Source organism: Collinsella sp. AM12-1, assembly GCF_003472325.1.
Lineage (GTDB): Bacteria > Actinomycetota > Coriobacteriia > Coriobacteriales > Coriobacteriaceae > Collinsella.
In genome coordinates, this window is the sequence record NZ_QRLS01000008.1 from 69,580 (window position 1) to 89,815 (window position 20,236).

At 59.1% G+C, this 20,236-nt stretch carries 13 protein-coding genes, 1 tRNA gene and 1 other RNA gene; 3 read left to right on the forward strand and 12 right to left on the reverse strand.

The genetic code is table 11. The features are described from left to right. Position 1: 1 nt before the first annotated feature. The 9 genes from DW136_RS05590 to tadA form a co-directional block, all read right to left on the reverse strand. Positions 2 to 5,482 (reverse strand): hypothetical protein, encoded by a 5,481-nt coding sequence (locus DW136_RS05590; protein WP_118289250.1) that lies wholly within the window; start codon positions 5,480 to 5,482, stop codon positions 2 to 4. 3 nt (positions 5,483 to 5,485) lie between these two features. Then, entirely contained in the window at positions 5,486 to 6,133 is a 648-nt protein-coding gene (locus tag DW136_RS05595; protein ID WP_118289251.1) for a hypothetical protein, read from the reverse strand. A gap of 96 nt (positions 6,134 to 6,229) precedes the next feature. Beyond that, positions 6,230 to 6,916 (reverse strand): SipW-dependent-type signal peptide-containing protein, encoded by a 687-nt coding sequence (locus DW136_RS05600; protein ID WP_117582955.1) that lies wholly within the window; start codon positions 6,914 to 6,916, stop codon positions 6,230 to 6,232. Between the two features lie 70 nt (positions 6,917 to 6,986). Then, positions 6,987 to 7,544 (reverse strand): signal peptidase I, encoded by a 558-nt coding sequence (locus DW136_RS05605; protein WP_369831368.1) that lies wholly within the window; start codon positions 7,542 to 7,544, stop codon positions 6,987 to 6,989. 810 nt (positions 7,545 to 8,354) lie between these two features. After that, the gene (bilS, locus tag DW136_RS05610; RefSeq protein WP_117629831.1) at positions 8,355 to 8,906 is read right to left on the reverse strand and encodes a flavodoxin family protein BilS; all 552 of its coding nucleotides are present in this window, start codon (positions 8,904 to 8,906) and stop codon (positions 8,355 to 8,357) included. Between the two features lie 111 nt (positions 8,907 to 9,017). Beyond that, positions 9,018 to 10,877, reverse strand: coding sequence for an ABC transporter ATP-binding protein (locus DW136_RS05615; RefSeq protein WP_118289252.1), 1,860 nt, complete (start codon positions 10,875 to 10,877; stop codon positions 9,018 to 9,020). Then, a complete protein-coding gene (locus tag DW136_RS05620; protein ID WP_118289253.1) occupies positions 10,878 to 12,740 on the reverse strand; it encodes an ABC transporter ATP-binding protein in 1,863 nt (620 codons plus the stop codon). Positions 12,741 to 12,978: 238 nt separating this feature from the next. After that, positions 12,979 to 13,074: signal recognition particle sRNA small type (gene ffs / locus DW136_RS05625), an RNA gene on the reverse strand. Between the two features lie 453 nt (positions 13,075 to 13,527). Further along, complete coding sequence (gene tadA / locus DW136_RS05630; protein ID WP_118289254.1) at positions 13,528 to 15,309, reverse strand: tRNA adenosine(34) deaminase TadA; 1,782 nt, start codon at positions 15,307 to 15,309, stop codon at positions 13,528 to 13,530. 51 nt (positions 15,310 to 15,360) lie between these two features. Between tadA and DW136_RS05635 the strand changes: the two genes are divergently transcribed. Then, a tRNA-Ser gene (locus DW136_RS05635) sits at positions 15,361 to 15,450 on the forward strand. Between the two features lie 3 nt (positions 15,451 to 15,453). Here the strand turns inward: DW136_RS05635 and DW136_RS05640 are convergent. Beyond that, positions 15,454 to 16,038 (reverse strand): TetR/AcrR family transcriptional regulator, encoded by a 585-nt coding sequence (locus DW136_RS05640; protein WP_117757518.1) that lies wholly within the window; start codon positions 16,036 to 16,038, stop codon positions 15,454 to 15,456. Positions 16,039 to 16,250: 212 nt separating this feature from the next. Between DW136_RS05640 and DW136_RS05645 the strand changes: the two genes are divergently transcribed. Beyond that, complete coding sequence (locus tag DW136_RS05645; protein ID WP_089573514.1) at positions 16,251 to 16,802, forward strand: LemA family protein; 552 nt, start codon at positions 16,251 to 16,253, stop codon at positions 16,800 to 16,802. A 435-nt stretch (positions 16,803 to 17,237) separates the two neighbouring features. Here the strand turns inward: DW136_RS05645 and DW136_RS05650 are convergent, their stop codons facing one another. Both DW136_RS05650 and DW136_RS05655 read right to left on the reverse strand, forming a co-directional pair. Continuing rightward, positions 17,238 to 18,290: a branched-chain amino acid aminotransferase gene (locus tag DW136_RS05650; protein ID WP_118081696.1), complete on the reverse strand. Its 1,053-nt coding sequence runs from the start codon at positions 18,288 to 18,290 to the stop codon at positions 17,238 to 17,240. A 297-nt stretch (positions 18,291 to 18,587) separates the two neighbouring features. Beyond that, positions 18,588 to 19,226, reverse strand: a complete 639-nt coding sequence (locus tag DW136_RS05655) for a DedA family protein (RefSeq protein WP_118081698.1) — start codon at positions 19,224 to 19,226, stop codon at positions 18,588 to 18,590. A gap of 223 nt (positions 19,227 to 19,449) precedes the next feature. On the opposite strand from DW136_RS05655, the gene cysE reads away from it, so the two are divergent. Then, positions 19,450 to 20,154, forward strand: coding sequence for a serine O-acetyltransferase (gene cysE / locus DW136_RS05660; RefSeq protein WP_118289255.1), 705 nt, complete (start codon positions 19,450 to 19,452; stop codon positions 20,152 to 20,154). Positions 20,155 to 20,236 lie beyond the last annotated feature (82 nt).

Genomic DNA, 20,236 nt, shown 5'->3' on the forward strand with positions numbered 1-20,236 from the left:
GCTAATCCTCCTTCTTTGCTACGTTGCCGTTGCTCCAAACGTTATGGGCACGATCGCTGCCGTCGATCCATTTGTCGTTCACACGCGTGTTCGTGCAGGTGAACGTGGCATCGTTCGCGCTCGATGCAGACGAAATCGTCAGCTCGGCAGTTTTACCGGGCGCCTTGCCCGGCGTGCTCAGCTCACCCTGGTAGCGCCATGCCCAAGCCGTATCTTCCTCGACGGTATAGATGCCAGCCGGAGCGGCGAACTGCACGCTGCCGACATAGCAAGTTTCACCGTTTTCGTCGCGCTGCTCGCTAACTTTCACCTCGACCATGCGCGTCTCGGCAGGAGAATCCTGCGACATCTTTCGCGTTACCTTAAAGCGGAACGTTTGCCCCATAGCGCTGGCATCGGTCGTCTTTTTAACGATCGTCAGCGCATGAGTCTGGGCAAAGTTGAACACGGCTTTGCCGGGGCCCTGATCGCCCTCGCCCGTCTTCTTGGACTCCAGACGGTTGGCCAGGTCGAACGAGCCGTCACCCGAACCAAGGCTGTAGAGCGAGACAAACTTGCCGTTTACGGGCTCTTCCGCCACAGAAACACCCTCTGTACCAGGCCCGTAGCTTGCCCGCATTACCGTAACGGTCAGCCGCGTTCCCATAAACGGCTTGGCAAAGCAGACCTTAAACGGCGCCTTGTCGGCACTGTCATCGACGGTGTTGGCGGCGGCGGGATCGAGCAGCCACTTAAGCTGGGCGGTCATGGTTTCGGACTTCGCGGGATCAGACGTATCTTTGGCAACCACGCGATATGTAACGGGATACAGGTCCATGTCGCCCTTAATTGGCTCGTCCTTAAACACATCCCAAGGCTTCGTATCACCATCGGCGCCCACATATCGCCACTCCAAGAAGAGCTCACGCATATCGCCATTGGCGGCCGCACGCTCATCGAGCAGCGCGACGATCTTGGAATGGGCGTCCGGGTCGTATGCCACGGACTTTTGCTCCATCATGGGATTCCCGCTGTTGTCATAGACGGGGCGGCCGTTCTCATCCATTTTGGGAACATCAACCGTATAGACGAAGCCGGACTTGCCGTCCTGCGCACGCTCGTCGCCCGAGTCGACCGTCGCCGTAAAGAGAACCGACCCGTCGACACCGTGATAGCGCACCTTATGCGGCGCAATCTTGTACACCGCAGTGTACATCGCGCTCTTAAAGGGCTCATTGCCCTCGAGGGGATACTTGTCGTCACCGGTCATCAGGGTGTACTTGTTATCGGATTCATAGTCACGCGACCAGCAGACAAAGTCGTACTTGGTGCCATCCTTGCCGACAACCTCAGTTGCAGCTTTTACCTCCAGCGAAATTTGATCACCAGAGTCGGTCCGCGAAAGATAACGCACAGAACCGGGGTCATCCAGATTGGCATCGATATTCGATTGAACACGCACCGCGCTGGCGCGGTAGACCGGATACAACTCCATGGGGGCCTTGACCACGGTGCTTTTATTCACCATGGAAACGTCGTCCGACCAAACGACATAACCGTTGCCAGCTACCGGCTTAGTTTCCGTCCAGCCCACGAAGGCATTGTATGCGTTTGTTGCAGCATCGATATCGCCGACGTTATACGTTGGCAGCGGGATGCCGTCCTTAAGGCTGCCGAGAGAATCGCCCTGCTGGGCTACCTTACCGTCCACATCCCTGGCATTGAGATGGTACACAACCGCCAACGGCGAATAGTACGCCACGAATGTATAGGCTCCGCCAGGTTCCACCGGATAAGAGCAAGTACCATGCTCCACATCGTAGGGAAGCGTCTTGATCTCGCCGTTCGGAAGCTCGATCTCAACCTTCTGCAACTTATACAGCTCACCGCCTGCTTTATAAACCGGCGTCGTAACGTCAGGGGTCACCGTTGCCGTAGCAGGATTGGTGTCCGCGTTGATAACGGGAGCGATGTTGTAGCTAGGCACATTGACCTTGTCCGTACCCTCAAAACCTGCGCGATGCAGGTTGGTGGTGTAGCTGACGTCGTACTTTGCGTAGACGGGATAGGCATCCTGCCACTGGGTGACCTTGGACTCGTCGGTCGCCAGATACGGCTCTGCCTTATCCGGATCACTCGTCACATAGGAGTCGCCGGCGACGTCGTAGATATACTTCCAGACGTCAGAATCCTTCTGAACCTCGGCGGTCGAAATCCAGCCCAGGAACTTATAGCCCGGCACGGCCATGTCGGCATCGGTCGGGGAAGCTTCGAGGGTCAGGGGGCTCTCATACGATCCCTTCTCACCATCTTCTGGCTTTTCGGCCACTTTAACCGACTTATTAACATGCGGGTAGTAATACGTGAACGTCGGATCCGCCCCGTTCACCTTGGTCTGCAGCAAGTTACTCTCATAGCGCCGCGTGGCAGTCCTCACGACATTATCGCCCTTGTTGTAGAAATTAACGTCCGTGGTAATCATCGCGCGAACGTAGTACTTCTTATCTGTACGCACCATGCTCTCGATGGGATTTTTCACATATGTCCAATATTCACCATCGCGCTCAAGCGTCCAGAAATTCAGGCGATAGCGATCATTCACCGGTTTGACCGTTACGTTCAGCGAAGCCGAAGTCCAAGTATCGCTTAGCGTTGCAGCGCCTGGAAAATCGGTATCGGCATAGAGGTTTTTTAGAGTATCGGCTCCCGTATCGTTTTTAACGTTGTGCGAGTACGCGTTAAGGGGACTCACGACAAGGGTTTCCTTCGTGAAGCGCGTGCCACACGTTTCATAACTATCCTTTATACCGTGGTCAACATGCTCCGGGCCCCAGTGGACGACGTTTTCACGCACGAAGGTACTACCGACGTTTTCCTCAAAGGGCGTTTGATAGCGATTCCAAACGGAACAAAGTAGCTTGCTGTCCGTAAACTCATGGTTGGTATAAGCCCGAACGTAATAATCCACTCGGTACTCAAAGCGGGCGATGTAGGTATGCGGCGCGGTTAAATCGACATCGGCGGGGAGCGTATAGCTGGGGTCGCGGCTTACGCGCACCTCGAGCGGGGCATCCTCGGTTCCCTTGTTTTCATACCAACCCAGGAAACGATAGCCGTCGGGCAGCTGGCCCTCCTCGGATATAGCTTTACCGGATACGTCGAGCACCTGTACGGTATACGCGCTTGTGCCATCTTCTGCAGTCTCAACCTTAACGTCAGTTTTGCCCACACCGTCGCGCCGAGTCTGATCGTCGGTTGCATCCTGCTCATTGCCCTCAAACACCGTCATGATGTTCGACACATAGTCGGTGTACACCGGATAAAAATCGGTAGGGCCAAGCACAGTGATCTCGGTGCCGGCAGGATAGAACGCACCGGCGTTTTTTAACTCGGCAAGCTCAGGCGAGGTGATGGCCGCGTAACCGCCATGCATCCCGGCCTCGCCACTCGGCTGCGTCGTCCAACCGATAAAGGTGGCGCTGGCAGAAAGAGTGCCGCGGTCCGCAGGGGCAGCCGGCGTTAAACCGACGCCATAGCGGTACCAGTCCGTCGACTTGTCGTGCTCCTCGCCGCTCTGCCACGCGAGCGTCTCGCCCTTGACGTTATAGAACAGTACCTGCGCCTCGTACGAAGCAATAAACAGGTCGTTGCCCTTAAAGGCCTCGGCCCCCTTCGCGTTATCGGCGGTATAGCTCGACGTTATCTCGTGCGCTTCGTTCTTCTGGACCTGCTTGCCAGCCTTAACGGCATCGGCATCGGTCTTGCCGTTAAACCAGGCGTTATCGGCATCGATACGGTTCACATTGACTCCGGGCTCACGGAACCAGCCCATAAAGCGGTAGCCGCCGTTGGCCTCGGTCAAACCCTCTGGCTTTGCGGAGGTATCCTGCTTAAACGTTACCGATGTATCGCCCTGGGCCAGGCCTTGGGCCGTTCCCGCCAGCACGGCGCTCACGGCAAAGGCGTACGGATCCGAGGTCGCCTGGTCTTTGCCAAGTTTGGTCTTCTCGATTGTCGCGGTGCCCGCACCGGGAAAATCGATCGTCGCCTTAACGCTTTGGCCATGCACGGGAATTTTCAGCTTGTAATCCATCGCCCACTCATTGGGGTGCGGGGCACCCAGGGCCTTGTCGTTAGCGGTCGAGCGCATGGTGCCGGCACAGAAGTCGTAGTCGTGCTCTTCCCACAGCTCGCGCGTGGTGTAGCGTTCGTCATCCCACGGACCATAGCCATCGCCCTTGATGATGCCGTCGCCGCCAAACGAGGGGATTTTCTTTTTGGCAGGGTTGCCCTGGCTGCTGCCGTTTAGGCTCACGCTCGGCTTAAAGTAGCATTCGGTAACCGTGGCGTCACCCTTGTTGGCGCGCGCAGCAATACCGCCCAGGTTCACATCGTTTTGAATGATGGGGATCACGGCGATGGGATTATACTGACGCGAGCTCAAGTCACCCGCAAAATGGCTTCGGACGAGCTCGTTGCCCTTTTCGGTTAGAATACGACCCGCCAAGCCACCCGTCCACGCGCGCGTCACGGCGACGACGCCCACGTACGACGCGGCATAGCTGTAGCACTGCGCCGTCGAGAAGCAGTCGATAATCTTGGCGTCACCCGCCATACAGCCCACAAAACCCGAGGCATACACGTTGTTGCCGCCCAGGGCGCCAATGGCCACGTCGTACTTATTGGTGACGTCGGTCATGCCCTTCTCGGCAATCGAGCCGTCGTCCTTACGCGTCGGCGTCACGCGGCAGTACTCGATAGTCGAGTTCTTAACGTAGCCGGCAAACGCCGCCATATACAGACCCTCACCGCCGAGCGCCTGCACGCCCGAGGTCGTATTGTTGACGGCACGGCCGCCACGGACCTCGCAGTTGTAGAGGGTGCAGCCGTCGAGCTCGCCGACGATGAGACCGCCCTCAAAGCCTGCGTTGGTAATGAGGTTGAGAGCATTGTTGGCGCAGGTCACGTGCAGCGTGCTCTCCATGACCATAACGTTTTCGAAGCGCGTATTGACGGCCTTGCCCACGATAATGCCACCGCGGAAGTCCGCCCACACGTTGGCGTCCTTGACCAGGAAGTTTTTGATGGTGGCACCGTTGGTCTCGGCAAAAAATCCCGTATCGCGCTCGGGGTCAAAAGCGTCTTTATCGTAGTTCAGGCCCTCAACGGTGTGGTTTTGACCATCGAACACGCCCTTAAACGGATGCTCCTTGTTGCCAAACGACAGATGCTTAACGGTGTGCGAGACAATGGTCTTCATGTCGTCATCATTAAGCACGATATCGTTATCGAGATAAACGTGCCAGCCGGACGTATCGCGCTCGCGCGACAGCGCCACGTACGCCAAAAAGTCAGCCTCGTTTTTGATGTGGAATTCGGTTTTGGCCTCGGGCACATCCTCGGCATGCACCGCCGTCGGCAGCGCCATAACGCAGCAAAGGGCAATCGCCGCGACGGCAACTAGCCTGCTAAGCACGCCCCGGTTCATGTTCTTGATCTTCATAGGCTAGTTCGCCTCCGGCCAACCCACGACGTCGAGAACGTCGAGGACGGTATCGCTTTCCTGCTGGTTTTTGGCCTGCACGGCCTGCACATCGATATCGAGCCTGAAGGAGCCGCCGCGCGCGGCATCGTGGTAGTCGTCCACAAAGCGCAGCGAGTCCATGAGGCTTTCCGTCATGGCGCCGGGGTCGAGCACGCCGCCACGCCCATCCAATCCGCGGTAGTAGTACCACCCATCGCCGCCATCGATCCACGGGGACCCCTCGCCCGCGTCCACATGAAACGCAACGTTGCCCGAGGCATCCGCGCACGAGCCGTCGGGTGCCACTGACTTCATGCGCAGGCGCGCGCGAACGTACTCAGGCTGCGAGCCGACGTTCTCCACGCGCACAATGCGGCTGATGTCAGAACCCCCGGCTTTGGTGTCGGGATAGTCCCCGTGCTCGTTGGGCTCAAACGGAATCTCCTCGCCCTGCTCGTTGAGGGTGTATTCGCAGACTCGTACCTTCACGCTGCCAAACGATAGAACGTTGTTCGCCGGAACCATATCAACGGTAAAAGCCAGCGTGCCGCACAGGCACGCCAGGGCCAACAGCGCCATCGCGGCAAGCGCCAAGGTGCGTTTCTGATTGTCGGAAAGATTATTGAGCATTACGTTCGCCAGTCGTCGATAAAAAGGGGGACCGAGATCCCGACCCGAGTATAGGGGTGGGAGCGGGCCGGGATCTCAGTGGAGGGGGTTGGATTACTACAGGCCCTTAGCCCAATCCTTGGCAGCAACCTCAGCAGACGCAGCCGAGCCCTCAGTGGTGCTGTCTGCAGCGTAAACGAAGCAGTTGACCGTCATCTTGGCATCCTTGGCGAAATCCTTTTGCTCGGTCTCCTTGGGCGTAGTCACATTGCTGAACAGCTCACCGGTCCACTTGTCCTCGGTCTTGCTGGCAATAAGCGGAGTTGCCTCGGTCCCATCGCCAACATAAACGAAAAGGCCACCGAGATAATGAGTCGGCTCTCCCTCAACGGTGGTCGCTTCAACGGCCTTCCAGCCAGAGTTAATGGTGAAGTAAGTCTTCCTGGAATTAGGAGTCCCAGCAGACGCCGTCTCGTTCTTCACGAAAACGTACACATAAGCGTTTTCGGATCCCTTGCCAATACCGACATTAGGATTCTTAGGAACAGACACGCCAGGGGCGAGCTTGGAGTTCGCAACCCAGTTAGTCTCGGTCAGGTTGCCGTTGACCTTAGTGTTATCATCCGGAAGCGGCTGACTCGGATGATCGGGATCGGTAGTGGGCTTGTTAATGCCCGCAGTAGTGAAGTTGTTGGGCAGGCTCGACTGCGCCGTCAGCCATGCATACGTTCCCACGCCGGCAGCCAATACCAGCAGCAACAGGGCGGCAATGATGCCGTAGCGCTTTTTCTTCTTGTTTTCCATCGTTCTCTTCCTTTCGAGAATCGTTTTCCCCGGCAACGGCCCCTACCGCCGCCGACGCTTTTCCCTGCCGCTATGAACGCCGCTCCCTCGCATGCGCGCGGGCATGCTTGCCCGCAGGCTCGTCGGGAACCACCCGATCGAGCACAATCGACGCCGCGACCAGCAGCGCCAGAACGGCCACCACAACAAGCAAACCGGGCATCGTCGTGCAATATGCGTTAACGAAGCCCAGGTAAGGGACACAAAAAGAAACGACACCGATCACGCGTGAAAAAGGCGTCTGCTCGGCGTCGTGCATGATGGTTCCATCTGCATTTTTGTTTGCGATTCCCTGCGTGCTAATCGTCTGCGCCACAGGGTCGATCTCGTACACCTGATGCGTCACCACGGCACCGTCCGATCGGTAAAAGGTTGCATTGTCGCCCACGGCAATATCCGCTGGCTCAACTTGGCGAACAAACACCATGGAGCCAACGGGAAGCTCGGGTTCCATAGAGCCAGAAAGAACAGCAAAGGGCGTGTATCCAAATGCGCGAGGCACAAAAGAAACAACGGCAAGGGCTATGACAAGCGCGAACGCCAAGCTACTCAAAAGTGCAATAAATCGTTTGAGTCTACGCGCAGCCAAAGTGATAATTCATCCCCCTTGAGGCCCTATTCGACCCATCCAAAGGTCAGCAAGTTTCAACAGGAACCGCAAGGCGCTTGAAAAGTGAGTTCGAAATAAGCCAATTTGGAATCTTTTCCTAATAAAAACATAGCGATGTGCTACACATTTTTCAATGTTTTGTCGTTAAATGCTACTTATTTTGGCGTAAGTGGTCATTTATCCCCAAATTAGTCTGTTTTATCCAATACTTACGACTAACCCCCTACGCAACTTCCCCATAGAAGGTTCGTTTTTTGCGAAACTAAAATAATGGTACCCCCCCCCCACATTAAAACAAACTACTGGAAGTGTCATTTATTTCCGACCCCCCTTTGCCGGAGTTTTATGACAGCCCCATGTAGTTCGCAGCCCATAATCCTCTGAGAACCGTGTCCCAGAATTCACGTCCGGAGTGGGATACGGCTTCCGCTTGTGCCCCCGTTGGGAAACCACATCCCACTCCGATCACAAATTCCGGGTCGCACTTTCCGCCAAGGCCCTCAACCGGAAACGGCATCCCATTTCTCGGCCGAAAACTGGGATGCGGTTTCCACAGAGCCCCTCAACGGGAAACCGCATCCCATTCCAAAGGCAAATTCCGGGACGCAGCTTCCGCAACCCCACCCATCCGGAAATCCCATCCCACTCCGCACACATCCGGGCATAGAACAATCAGCTTATTAGGCCTTCCATCAATAAAGGGGCGCCCTCGTGTCATGAAAAAAGCCCCGAGAATCTCGAGGCTTTCACGTTTGTACGATTGAACGCGCGGCACCGCAAGCGGCGGAGTTATTCGCCCAAAACGGCCTTTTTTGCGGCTGCAGCCATGTTATCCATATCTTCCTTGGTGGGATGGTCCTTCGCGGCAACCCAGTTGTCGAGCAGCATCTTAAATCGGGCGTTTTCGGGATCTTGCTCGAGCATTGCCTCGTAGCGCTGCTTAACCGCGGGACCCATCTTGCCCTGGCACATCGCCCAGCCTACAAGCTCGGCATCATTGGCCAAATTGGAGGTCACGCGATCGATAATCTGCTGATAATAGCTCTGGTCGGCACCAAAGCCGCAGGTGCCAAACAGGAAGACGCGCTTACCGTGCAAGGCGGAGAGCAACGCCGCGACCGAAGGCGTGCACGCGCCCTTGTCGCACCAAAAACCGACGAGCACCGTGTCGGCCGCGCAGGCGCCCTGCGCCTCGAGCGCAACCTGATCTGCGTCCGCATCGTCGCTCAACGCCGCGGCGTGGACAAACTCAACGCCCGCAGCCTGCAGAGCGCGCTTGATCGCCCCCGTAACCATCCTGGTATTACCGCTCTTGCTGTTGACCACCATAGAGCATGTCATAGTCACGTTGCCTCGTTTCCCCCGAAACTCGAGCCATTAATGCAATTTGTTAGAAGCATATCTTAGTACTAACGGCGCAGATGTAAACCATCTGCCGCTAATCGGTATTCCCTACTGGGCGAATTGGCTGCGGTAGAGCTCGGCATAGAAGCCGCCTGCCGCTAGCAGCTCGTCGTGCGTGCCGCGCTCGATAATCTCGCCGTCGCGCATCACCAGAATGCAGTCGGCGTTGCGGATGGTGCTCAGGCGGTGCGCCACGACAAAGCTTGTGCGACCTGCCATGAGCTCGTCGAATGCCGCCTGAACCTGCAGCTCGGTGCGGGTATCGATGCTCGAGGTCGCCTCGTCCAGCAGCAAGATCGCCGGGTCGGTGAGCATGACGCGCGCGATGCACAGCAGTTGTTTTTGACCCTGGCTAAACGTGCCGCCGTCCTCGCCGATTACCGTATCGTAGCCGCCTGGCAGCTGCACGATAAACTTGTGCGCATGCGCGCGCTTGGCAGCCTCGATAACCTGCTCGCGCGTGGCATCCGGGCAACCGTAGGCAATGTTTTCGGCCACCGTGCCCTCGAACAGCCAGGTGTCCTGCAGCACCATGCCAAAGGCGCGGCGCAGGCTTGCGCGCGTGTAGTCACGCGAAGACCGGCCATCGACCGCAATGCGACCGGCATCGATATCGTAAAAGCGCAGCAGCAAATTGATGAGCGTCGTCTTGCCGCAGCCCGTGGGACCAACGAGGGCAAAGCGCATGCCGGGCTTGGCCTCGATGCAAATGTCCTGCAGCAGCTTGCGGTCGTGAACGTAGCTAAAGTCCACATGTTCAAAGGCGACCTCGCCCTTCGGGGCGGCAAGCTCCGCGGCATCCGTCGCATCGGGCTCCTGCTCGCGCGCATCGAGCAGCGCAAACATGCGGCGCGCCGAGGCGTACGCGGTCTGGATCTGCGTAATGACGTTGGTGACCTCGTTGAACGGCTTGGTGTACTGGTTGGCATAGGACAGGAAAATCTGCACGCCGCCCACCGTAAGCGCCGCGGGCACGCCCGTGATCACGCCCACGCAGCCGATCACAGCGACCACGGCATAGATGATGTTATTGATAAAGCGCGTGCCGGGGTTGGAGAGCGAACCCATAAACTGCGCACGCTCGCCCGCGGTGTAGAGCTCAGCGTTGAGGGCATCGAAGCGCTGCTGGGCGTTGGGACCATAGGCAAAGGCGTCGACAAGCTTTTGCTCGCCTACGTACTCCTCGATATGACCACCGAGCTGCCCTTGAATACGCTGCTGTGCCGTAAAGCTTTTGTTGGAGAGCTTGGCAATAGCACCGGCTGCAAAAATGGAAAGCGGCGTGACGAGCACCACCACGAGCGTCATGGTCAGGTTGATGGAGAGCATAAACGCGAGCGTGCCCACGATGGTAATAACACCGGTGAAGAGCTGCGTGAAGCCCTGCAGCAGACCGTCGCCCACCTGATCGACGTCGTTGACCACGCGGCTCATAAGGTCGCCGTGGGCGTGGCTGTCGATAAAGCTGAGCGGCATACGGCTGAGCTTGTCGCTTGCCTCCACCCGCATGTCGCGCACCGTCTCGTAGGACAGGCGGTTGACGCAATAGCCCTGCAACCACTGGAAGGCCGCGGCTCCCACCACAACGAGCGCGAGTTTGGTGACGAGCGGCAGCAGTGCATCGAAATCCACCTGGCTCGCGGCAACAATCAGGTCGATGCCCTCGCCAATGAGAATAGGTGTGTAGAGCTGCAAGATAACGGAGATGGCGGCACTCACAAACGACGCCGCAAACGAGACGCGGCGCGGGCGAACATAACCCATCAGGCGGCGGGTCACCGCGCCCACGGGATAGCGCTCGGGATCGCCGGGCTGGCGTGGGCCGTCACCCAGGTCGTTGAGGTTATCGTTACCGGACACGTTTGCCGCCATCGTGGCGACCGAACCGGAGGAAGTGTACGGATTCATTTAGCAGCCCTCCTTTGCGCAGACAGATGCGGGGACGGTCGGAGCGGACGCGGGTCTTGGGGTGGGCGTGGGCGTCGTGCTCCCCTGCTGGCCCTCGAGCTCCTCGCGGCGCAGCTGCGACTGGCAAATCTCACGATAGAGTTGGCAGCTTGCATACAACTCGTCATGCGTGCCCAGGCCCGCGACCGAGCCGTGGTCGAGTACGCAGATCATGTCGGCGTCGTGCACGGTCGATACGCGCTGGCTCACGATGACGGTTGTCAGCGGCAGCCCGCCCTCGGCGGCACCGCGCACGCTGCGCTCGCGGATGGCATGGCGAAGCGCCGTGTCGGTCTTAAAGTCGAGCGCCGAGGCGGAGTCGTCCATGATCAGAATCTGGGGCGAGCCCACCAGGGCACGCGCGATGGTCAGGCGCTGGCGCTGACCACCGCTAAAGTTCTTGCCGCCCGCCTCGACCGGGGCGTCGAGCCCCTGCGGCTTGTTGCGCACAAACTCGCTGGCCTGCGCCATATCGAGCGCCGCCCAGAGCTCATCGTCGGTCGCCGCCTCGTCGCGCCAGGTCAGGTTACTGCGGATGGTGCCACTCACCAGCGACGCACGCTGCGGAACGGTTGCGACCACATGGCGCAGCTGGTCGAGCGGCCAGGCGCGCACGTCGGCGCCCATCACGCTCACGCTGCCGGTGCCCGCATCGTACAGGCGCGGGATAAGCGAGACGAGCGTGGACTTGCCGCTACCCGTACCGCCGATAATGCCGAGCGTCTTGCCCAGCGGGAGTTCCAGCGTCACACCGTTGATGGCATTTGCCGCGCCCGCGCCAAAAGAGAAGCTCGCATGGCTCAAGCTCAGCGCAGGAACTGGAGCGACATTGCCCGGCTTGGGCAGCGCGACCGGCTGGTTGTCCCCGTCGGTGATGCTCGGCTCGCAATTGAGCACCTCGTTGATGCGCGACGCGCTGGCGCTCGCCTTGGTAAAGACCACGACCAGGTTGGCGACATACACGATGGAGGTGAGGGTCTGCGTCATGTAGTTCACAAACGCCATGACCTGACCCTGCGTGAGCTCGCCCGCGTTGACCTGGATGCCGCCCACCCACAGGATGGCGCACACGCCCAGGTTCATCACCAAAAAGGTGACGGGGTTGAGAATCGACGAAAGCTTGCCCACCACGATGGCGGTATTGGCCTGGTCGTCGGCGGCCTGGGCAAAGCGCTCGCGCTCGTGGTCTTCGCGCACAAACGCACGAACCACGCGGGCGCCCGAAAGCCCCTCGCGGCAAATAAGCGCGATGCGGTCGAGCTTTGCCTGCAGCTGCCTGTAGTACGGAATGCAGCGCGCCATGACAAACCAAAACACCAGGCCAATGGCGGGCGTGCAAATCAAGAAAATCACGCCAAGCTTAAGGTCGATGGCAAGGGCCGCGACCATGGAGCCCACCGCCAGGAAAGGCCAGCGGATGAGCATGCGCACGCCCAGCGCCACGGCAAGCTGCACCTGGTTGACGTCGTTGGTAATGCGCGTGATGAGCGACGGCGTGCCAAAGCGATCGAGCTCAGCATAGCTCAGCTTGTTGATGTGCTGGTAGAGCGCACCACGGATATCGGTACCCATGCCCTGCGAGGTGAGCGCCGCCATCTTTTGGCAGACGAGCGTAAACGAGATGCCGATCACAGCCATGGCGCCAAGTACCATGCCGTAGTGGATAACGGCATTAACGTCGTGCGAGCCAATGCCCTTATCGATCATCTGGGCAATCACCAGCGGCGTCAGCAGGTCAAAGATCACTTCGATCAACTTGCACGCAGGGCCGATCACCATATATCGGCGAAACTTACCACCAAAACGCCTGAGCAGCTCAATCATAAAAAGGCGCTCCCTATCATCATCTCTCTTCAATCTGATTCATGATAGTACGGCGAACCCTGAAGATGCGTAAGCAACTCGTTACAGATGTAAGGGCAACGGCCGCTAGCGCCCAAGGCACGTAGCAGCCGATGTTTTGGCAACGCCAGCGAGCGACATAACGCCAGGGATTCAATTATCAGATAAATGTGACCCTGCCGGCACTCGCGGGTAGCCGCGGCACGAAAAAGCGCCTGCGCACTCGATGGATTCGGATGCCCGACAGAGGCTCCTTATGGCTGCTTCCTTCCGGACCTGACCAGATTCGGAACATGTCGTCATCCGAACCCATCGAACGCGCTAGGCGCTCGATATATCTTACCTGCTCCCGCCCGATGGGGCAAGACAGCTAATTTGGGACGGGGCTTTTTTGACTACTTTTTGACTGGGGACATCAGGGTGACGAAAGTAGCCAAGAAAGCCCCGTCCCAAAAAGACTGATCTGGTGCTGCGCCACGAAAAGGCCCCATCTACTACGTTTTGGTCGCAGGGGTCGACCATAGCCGACTTTTTCGGAAATCGGCAAGCTCTCTACCTGCGGTTTCATTTTTGCAAATTCCGAGATAGTCGAGGGTGGTCGGTTAAACGTAGTAGATAGCCGTGTTTCGTGGCAAACGGTCCGACTCGAAACCCATGTCGACCAGCCTCGGATGACCATTCACGAAGTTACGGTGGAATACGGACTGAATTGGCACCTTAAAGGCAAAAACACTCCGTATTTCACCGCAACTTATCGAGGGGATGGGTTTTAGAGGCGGGCGAGGTCGTAGGATCGAGCGGCAGACTCGCCGGCGCAGATAAGGTTGGTTATGGCTTCTTGGGGATCGAGCGCCAGCTCAAGGCCCATGGGCTTGCGGCAGATCGTCAAAACCAGGTCGACGCCCTGCTCATACACCGCATCCAGGTTGTCAGCGCGACCGCCCACGACGGCGACCACCGGCTTGCCATAGCGCTTGGCACGGCGGGCCACACCCACCGGCGCTTTGCCGGCGGCGGATTGCTCGTCCATATTGCCCTCGCCCGTTATGACCAGATCGACATCCCGCACGCGCTCGTCAAACCCAATCAGATCAAGCACCGTCTCCACGCCCGAATGTAGCTCTGCACCGAGCGCTAGCAGCGCGGCGCCCAGACCGCCAGCGGCACCGGCGCCGGGCACGCCGAGCACCGAGCCAAACGTCCGCGCACCCTCGGACACGCGCAGCAATCCCTGAGCCCGTACCTCGGCAATCGCCGTATCGAGCAGGCGGCCGTAGCCGACCATCCAGCCGTCGCACCCGCCCAGCGCTTCGACATCGTCTGTCGGCAGGCCCTTTTGCCCGCCAAACACCGCAAGTGCCCCGCGACGCCCCACGAGCGGGTTTTCGACATCGGAAAGCACCACGACACGCGCGCCATCCAAAGCCTGCAGCGCTGGCGCCAAATCAACGCTCGCCACCTGCTCAAGGCCCGCAAGACCGGGAGCGATATTGCAGCCACGGTCATCGACAAGACGCGCGCCCAGCGCTTGCAGCATGCCGGCGCCACCGTCGTTGGTGGCGCTGCCGCCCAGTCCCATATATAGGGTCCTCGCCCCCGCGCGAACCGCACGAAGCATCAGCTCGCCCACGCCATAGGTCGTCGCGGCCAACGCCGCCGACTCCGTGCACGGCGAGTACCCGATGCCCGCGGCTTCGGCCATCTCAATGACAGCCGACTCGTGCTCGCCGTCCACCAGCATCCGGGCAGCCACGCGCTTGCCCAAGGGACCCGCCACCTCGCAGGTCACAATCTCACCGCCGCACGCGGCAACGGCATCGAGCGTTCCCTCACCGCCATCCGCCAGCGGCAGCGCGCTTACTTGGGCATCGGGCCACACGCGGCGCACGCCCCCGGCAACTGCCGCCTCCGCCTGCGCGCTCGACACGCTGCCCTTAAAGGAGTCAATCGCCAGCAGCACACGGCGGGGCCGGCGGCACGCAGGACCAAAGTCAACTGCCGCGCCAGCATCCTCACCGGCACCTGCAAGCGCTGCGGCGTGAGCGGCGTGTGCTTCAAGATCGGCCCCACAACCGCAATCAGCGCCGCCCGCTCCGCGCAGACCGCCAAAATAGCTACTCAGCAGCTCGCGGCATTCATCCGCCAAGACCCCAGCCGTCACATTAAACCGATGATTCAGGCGCGAATCGGCATTGAGGTCGTATAGCGACCCCAGGGCGCCCGCCTTAGCATCGGCCGCGCCGTACACGCAGCGCCCCACGCGCGCATTAACCATAAGCCCCGCGCACATGCAGCAGGGCTCGAGCGTCACGTAGACCGTACAATCGGAAAGGCGCCAACGACCGAGCGACTGAGCGGCGGCGCATAGGGCCGCAAACTCGGCATGCGCCGAAGGATCCTGGTCGAGCTCGCGGCGATTATGCGCCCGCGCGACAATCTCACCCGCGCGCACCACTACGGCACCGATCGGCACCTCGCCCACCGCCGCGGCGGCACGCGCCTCCGACAGCGCCTCACGCATGAACTTCTCATCGATTCCGGTGCTCGTCATCGTTCGCCTCCCCTGTTGCAAATCCAAAACGATGCTATCATTACGACTCACGGAGAGATGGCAGAGCGGTTGAATGCGGCGGTCTTGAAAACCGTTGAGCGCGAGAGCGTTCCGGGGGTTCGAATCCCCCTCTCTCCGCCACTCTTAGTGACTCACCGGCGTCATGGTCCGCTCGAACAGCGCATCGACCACGTCGGCGATTTCGGATCGGCGCTCCAGTACGTGGCCCGATTCCCACCACATGGTGAAGAGCCGAATAATGCCGCCGGCGACAAACTCAGACGTCGTCTCGAGCGATACGGGCGCAAGCGCATCCTCGTCAAGCGCGCTCATCACGCGCCCGCGTATGGAGCGCGCGATGCGGTCGCAAATCATGCTGGTCAGCATGCCCGACATACTGCTCGCCAAAATGTTATCCATGAGCTGCTCATGCGCCAGAATCAGATCCATGGCATCGGCGAACACTTCGTGGCGAAGCGCGCGCACGTCCTCGGCGCCCTCCGCGCCATCCGCATCGGCCCGCTTTTGCGGCAGACCCGACATGAGTTCATCGATATAGAAGGCAAAGTAATCGTTTTTGTCGCGGAAGTGCTTGTAGAACGTCGTCCGACGAATCATAGCGCGGTCGCACAGCATGGCAACCGTCACGTCCTCAAACCGATGCTCTTCGAGCAGCTCAGTAAAGGCCTCGAACAGGGCCCGATAGGTTTTCTTGATGCGAAGGTCCATACGTATCGCCCTCCTCAAGGAAAAGACATCGCTCACTAATCTGTCGCATATCTTACACCTGTATCGCCCACCCCCTGGCGAACGGCCTCACCTTGGTGGAAACATAACGCTTACCGGAAAGTTCGGTATCGCCAAGGGTTGCGGGTATACTAGTAGCGTTACACCAACGGCAGCCGGCGGAAGACGCCGCGGCCATTCGAAACGGAGACACCATGATTCCCGTCATCATCGGTATCGTTGTTGTCGTTGTGATTGTCTGCGCCATCGCCGGCATCTACAACAACATGGTCACCAAGCGCAATCGCATTGATAACGCCTGGCAGAATATCGACACGCAGCTGCAGCGCCGCAACGACCTGATCCCTAACCTAGTCGAGACCGTCAAGGGCTATGCCAAACACGAGCAGGACACGCTTGCCGCCGTGGTCAACGCGCGCAACGCCGCCGTAAGCGCCACCACGCCCGAAGCCAAGATGGAAGCCGACAACGTGCTGACCGGCGCTCTGCGCCAGCTCTTCGCCGTGGCCGAGGCTTACCCCGATCTTAAGGCGAACACCAACTTTACGCAGCTCCAAGCCACGCTCGAAGACACCGAGAACAAGGTGAGCTACGCGCGCCAGAGCTACAACGACTGCGTGCTCAGCTACAACAACGCCATCCAGACGTTCCCTGCCGTCATCTTTGCCGGCATCTTCCAGTTTAAGGAGCGCCAGGGCTTCGAGGCCGCCGAAGCAGCCCGCCAGGCACCGACCGTCAAGTTCTAACAGGTTGCCAGCGCATCCTTAATCCGCTATATGCATAAACCGCCCCGTCGAATGCATACTTCGACGGGGCGGTTTCCTTTGTCGCGAAGGTCCCCCTCAAGGCGCCGTGCATTTTTGGGAGTATTCAGCATGCCCGACAGCTTCGAGCGCCACGATAAATGCCAAAGACCGCGAATATCCCTGCAAATCAAATGCTGTCAGCCCATAACCCCGCCCATCATTCGTAGAAAACATCGATAAATCCCGATTTTTCGCCCGAGGTCGGTATGCAAGGGCCTTCGATTGCAGAATACTCGCAAAAATGCACGTCGCCACCACCCCCACATGGCGCGAAGCAAAACAAAAGCGCGGCCCAAAAGGCCGCGCGCCATCTTTAATTCAGATTAATTATTGTTCGTTGTGACATCGCCGAGCCCGCAGGGCGGGTAAGACAAATTACGCGACGGTGTAAACCCAGTTGTGCTTATCCTCAACAGCACCAGACTGGATGCCCGTCAGGGTCTCGCGGAGCTTCTTCATCACGGGGCCGATCTCGGTGTAGCCAGCCGGGAAGGTCACGGTCTCATCGGCACCGTAAACCTTGTTGTCGATCTCGCCCACCGGGGAGATAACGGCAGCGGTGCCGCACAGGCCGCACTCAACAAAAGTGCCGGCCTTGACCTCGGCCCACTCAACGGGGCGCTGGTCAACGGTCATGCCCAGGTCCTGAGCAACCTGAACGAGCGAACGACGGGTGATGGAGGGCAGGATGGAGTCGGTGTGCGACTGCGGAACGACGAGCGTGCCGTCCTCCTTCACAAACAGGACGTTGGCGCCACCGGTCTCCTCGACATAGGTACGGGACTCGGAGTCGAGATACAGGTTCTCGGCATAGCCCTCGCGGTGAGCCTCCATCGTGGGCTTGAGGGACATGGCGTAGTTGAGGCCGGCCTTGATGTTGCCGGTGCCGTGCGGTGCGGCGCGGTCGTACTCGGAAACGCGCAGCTTGACGGGCTTAAGGCCGCCCTTAAAGTACGGACCGACCGGGGTCACGAGAATGCGGAACGTGTACTCAGGAGCGGGAGCCACGCCGATCACGTCACCGGAGCCGATCATAAACGGACGCACGTACAGGGTTGCACCGGAGCCGAAAGGCGGAACCCAGGCGGCGTTGGCAGAAACAACCTGCTTGACGGCCTCAACAAACTTGTCCTTGGGGAACGGGGGCATCTCGAGGCGCTGGGCAGAGTTGTACATACGCTCGGCGTTCATGTCGGGACGGAAGCAGACGATGCTGCCGTCCTCGGCGGTGTAGGCCTTCAGGCCCTCAAAGACCTCCTGGCAGTAGTGGAAGATGCCACCGCACTCGGAGACATGCAGGGTGTGGTCGGTGGTCAGGCCGCCCTCGTCCCACTCGCCGTCCTTCCAATGGGCCTCGTAGCTATAATCGGTCTTCATGTAGCCAAAGCCGAGGCTACCCCAATCGATATCCTTCTTCTCGACAGCCATATGTCGCTCCTTACATACACAGTTGCATACTCGCGAACCCGCACGCAAGGACCGAGGCCGACCGCGTCGCAACGTCGCACGCCCGGAGCGTAGTGCCGGACGGGACACGCGAACGGCATCAAAGCCGATGGCACGTCGATTCGCATGCACGAGATTGTACTCCGCACACGCGTCGGATAAAACGTTTTTCTTTAACTAACTAAAGTATTTTCATTTGACCGAAGCATAAAGGCCCGCCACCGTAATCGGTGACGGGCCTCAACGGCACGGTTTGCGCGCTGGTTCGAGCTACGCGTTCTATTTGCCCAGCTTTGCCTTAACCAGGCCGACCACGGTCGGGATAATCGACACGGCGACGATGCCGATAATCAGCAGCTCAAAGTGCTCCTGCACAAAGGGGATGCCGCCAAAGAAGTAGCCCAGCAGCGTAAAGACCGTCGACCAGGTAATGCCACCCAGCACGTTAAAGATGACAAAGTTGCGCCAGTGCATGCCGCCCATGCCGGCGATAAAGGGCACAAAGGTGCGAATAAACGGGAAGAAACGACCCAGGAAGATGGCCAGGTGACCCCACTTGTCCAAGAAATCCTCGGACTTTTTGATGCGCTCGGGCGTCATGGCCTTGACCTTGCCCGAAGCGATGATCTTTTTGCCAAAGAAGTGACCGATCATAAAGTTACACTGATCGCCCAGGATGGCTGCGGCCCATGCGGTGGCCAGAAGCGCCACGATGTTAAAGCCACCGTTGTGGGCAAAGAAGCCCGAGGCAAACAGCAGCGAATCGCCGGGAAGGAACGGGAAGAACACCACGCCCGTCTCGATAAAGATAATCAGGAACACGCAGCCGTAGGCCATAAGCGGGCCGGCGGCGATCCAGCTGGCGATCGCAGTGCGCGGATCCTTAAGCAGCTCGGCAATGAAATTGATGAAACCCATGAAGTAAAACCTCTCAGTTGTGGGCGCGGATACGTCCAAGTTGACCAGTATACGGTTGCGGCGCCCCCTCGTGCGCAACCCCACAAAAGCATGACTCCATTACCAGCAAGTTTGCATAACTGACACCTGTCACGCTAAGCATGAAAGATTGCTCTTCCTAATCCCTAGCGAATCGCTATACTTTATTGAATCGCATTGCCATGGCGCTAAGGGAGGGCGGCCGGTGAGCTTTATCAATACCATTCGCGAGGACATCAAGACCGTCCAAGCGCAGGACCCCGCCGCGCAAAACGGTCTGGTCATTTTCCTTTCGTACCCCGGTCTTCACGCCAAGTGGAATCATGTGCCCGAGCACTGGCTGTGGGAACACGGCCATCGATCGCTCGCCCGTGTGCTCTCGCAGCTCACCCGCCACATCACCGGCGTCGAGATTCATCCCGCTGCGCAGATTGGCAAGCACTTCTTTATCGACCACGCCATGGGCGTCGTCATCGGCGAAACCACCGTCGTGGGCGACAACTGCGTGCTCTACCAGGGCGTTACGCTCGGCGGCACCGGCAACGAGACCGGCAAGCGCCACCCCACCCTGGGCAACAACGTCACCGTGGGCACGGGCGCCAAGGTGCTCGGCAACATTCGCATCGGCAACAACGTCAAGATCGGCGGCAACTCGGTTGTCGTTAAGGACGTGCCCGACAACTGCACTGTCGTGGGCGTGCCGGGACGCATCATCAAGCGCAACGGCTGCCGCGTGTTCGAGGAGAGCTTTGACGCCAAGCAGCACCGCGAGTATATGCCCGACGATGCCGCCGAGCAGTCCGCGCTCAACCGCCAGGGCATCACCGAGAACGCCCGCCGCGTCAAGGAACTCGAGCGAGAGGTGACCGAGCTCAAAGCCCTCGTCGCCAAGCTCGCGGGCGAACGCTAGAGACGGACGGCCACCGACAACATTAACGCCAACGCAAAGGCGCGCCAGGGAATTCATCCCCGGCGCGCCTTGATTTGTGATG

Excerpts from the sequence above, each read along its gene's own strand:
- DW136_RS05620 (WP_118289253.1), bottom strand. The coding sequence starts at position 12,740 with ATGATTGAGCTGCTCAGGCGTTTTGGTGGTAAGTTTCGCCGATATATG.
- DW136_RS05600 (WP_117582955.1), bottom strand. The coding sequence starts at position 6,916 with ATGGAAAACAAGAAGAAAAAGCGCTACGGCATCATTGCCGCCCTGTTG.
- DW136_RS05650 (WP_118081696.1), bottom strand. The coding sequence starts at position 18,290 with ATGGCTGTCGAGAAGAAGGATATCGATTGGGGTAGCCTCGGCTTTGGC.
- bilS (WP_117629831.1), bottom strand. The coding sequence starts at position 8,906 with ATGACATGCTCTATGGTGGTCAACAGCAAGAGCGGTAATACCAGGATG.
- DW136_RS05655 (WP_118081698.1), bottom strand. The coding sequence starts at position 19,226 with ATGGGTTTCATCAATTTCATTGCCGAGCTGCTTAAGGATCCGCGCACT.
- DW136_RS05615 (WP_118289252.1), bottom strand. The coding sequence starts at position 10,877 with ATGAATCCGTACACTTCCTCCGGTTCGGTCGCCACGATGGCGGCAAAC.
- DW136_RS05590 (WP_118289250.1), bottom strand. The coding sequence starts at position 5,482 with ATGAAGATCAAGAACATGAACCGGGGCGTGCTTAGCAGGCTAGTTGCC.
- DW136_RS05640 (WP_117757518.1), bottom strand. The coding sequence starts at position 16,038 with ATGGACCTTCGCATCAAGAAAACCTATCGGGCCCTGTTCGAGGCCTTT.
- tadA (WP_118289254.1), bottom strand. The coding sequence starts at position 15,309 with ATGACGAGCACCGGAATCGATGAGAAGTTCATGCGTGAGGCGCTGTCG.
- DW136_RS05595 (WP_118289251.1), bottom strand. The coding sequence starts at position 6,133 with ATGCTCAATAATCTTTCCGACAATCAGAAACGCACCTTGGCGCTTGCC.
- DW136_RS05645 (WP_089573514.1), top strand. The coding sequence starts at position 16,251 with ATGATTCCCGTCATCATCGGTATCGTTGTTGTCGTTGTGATTGTCTGC.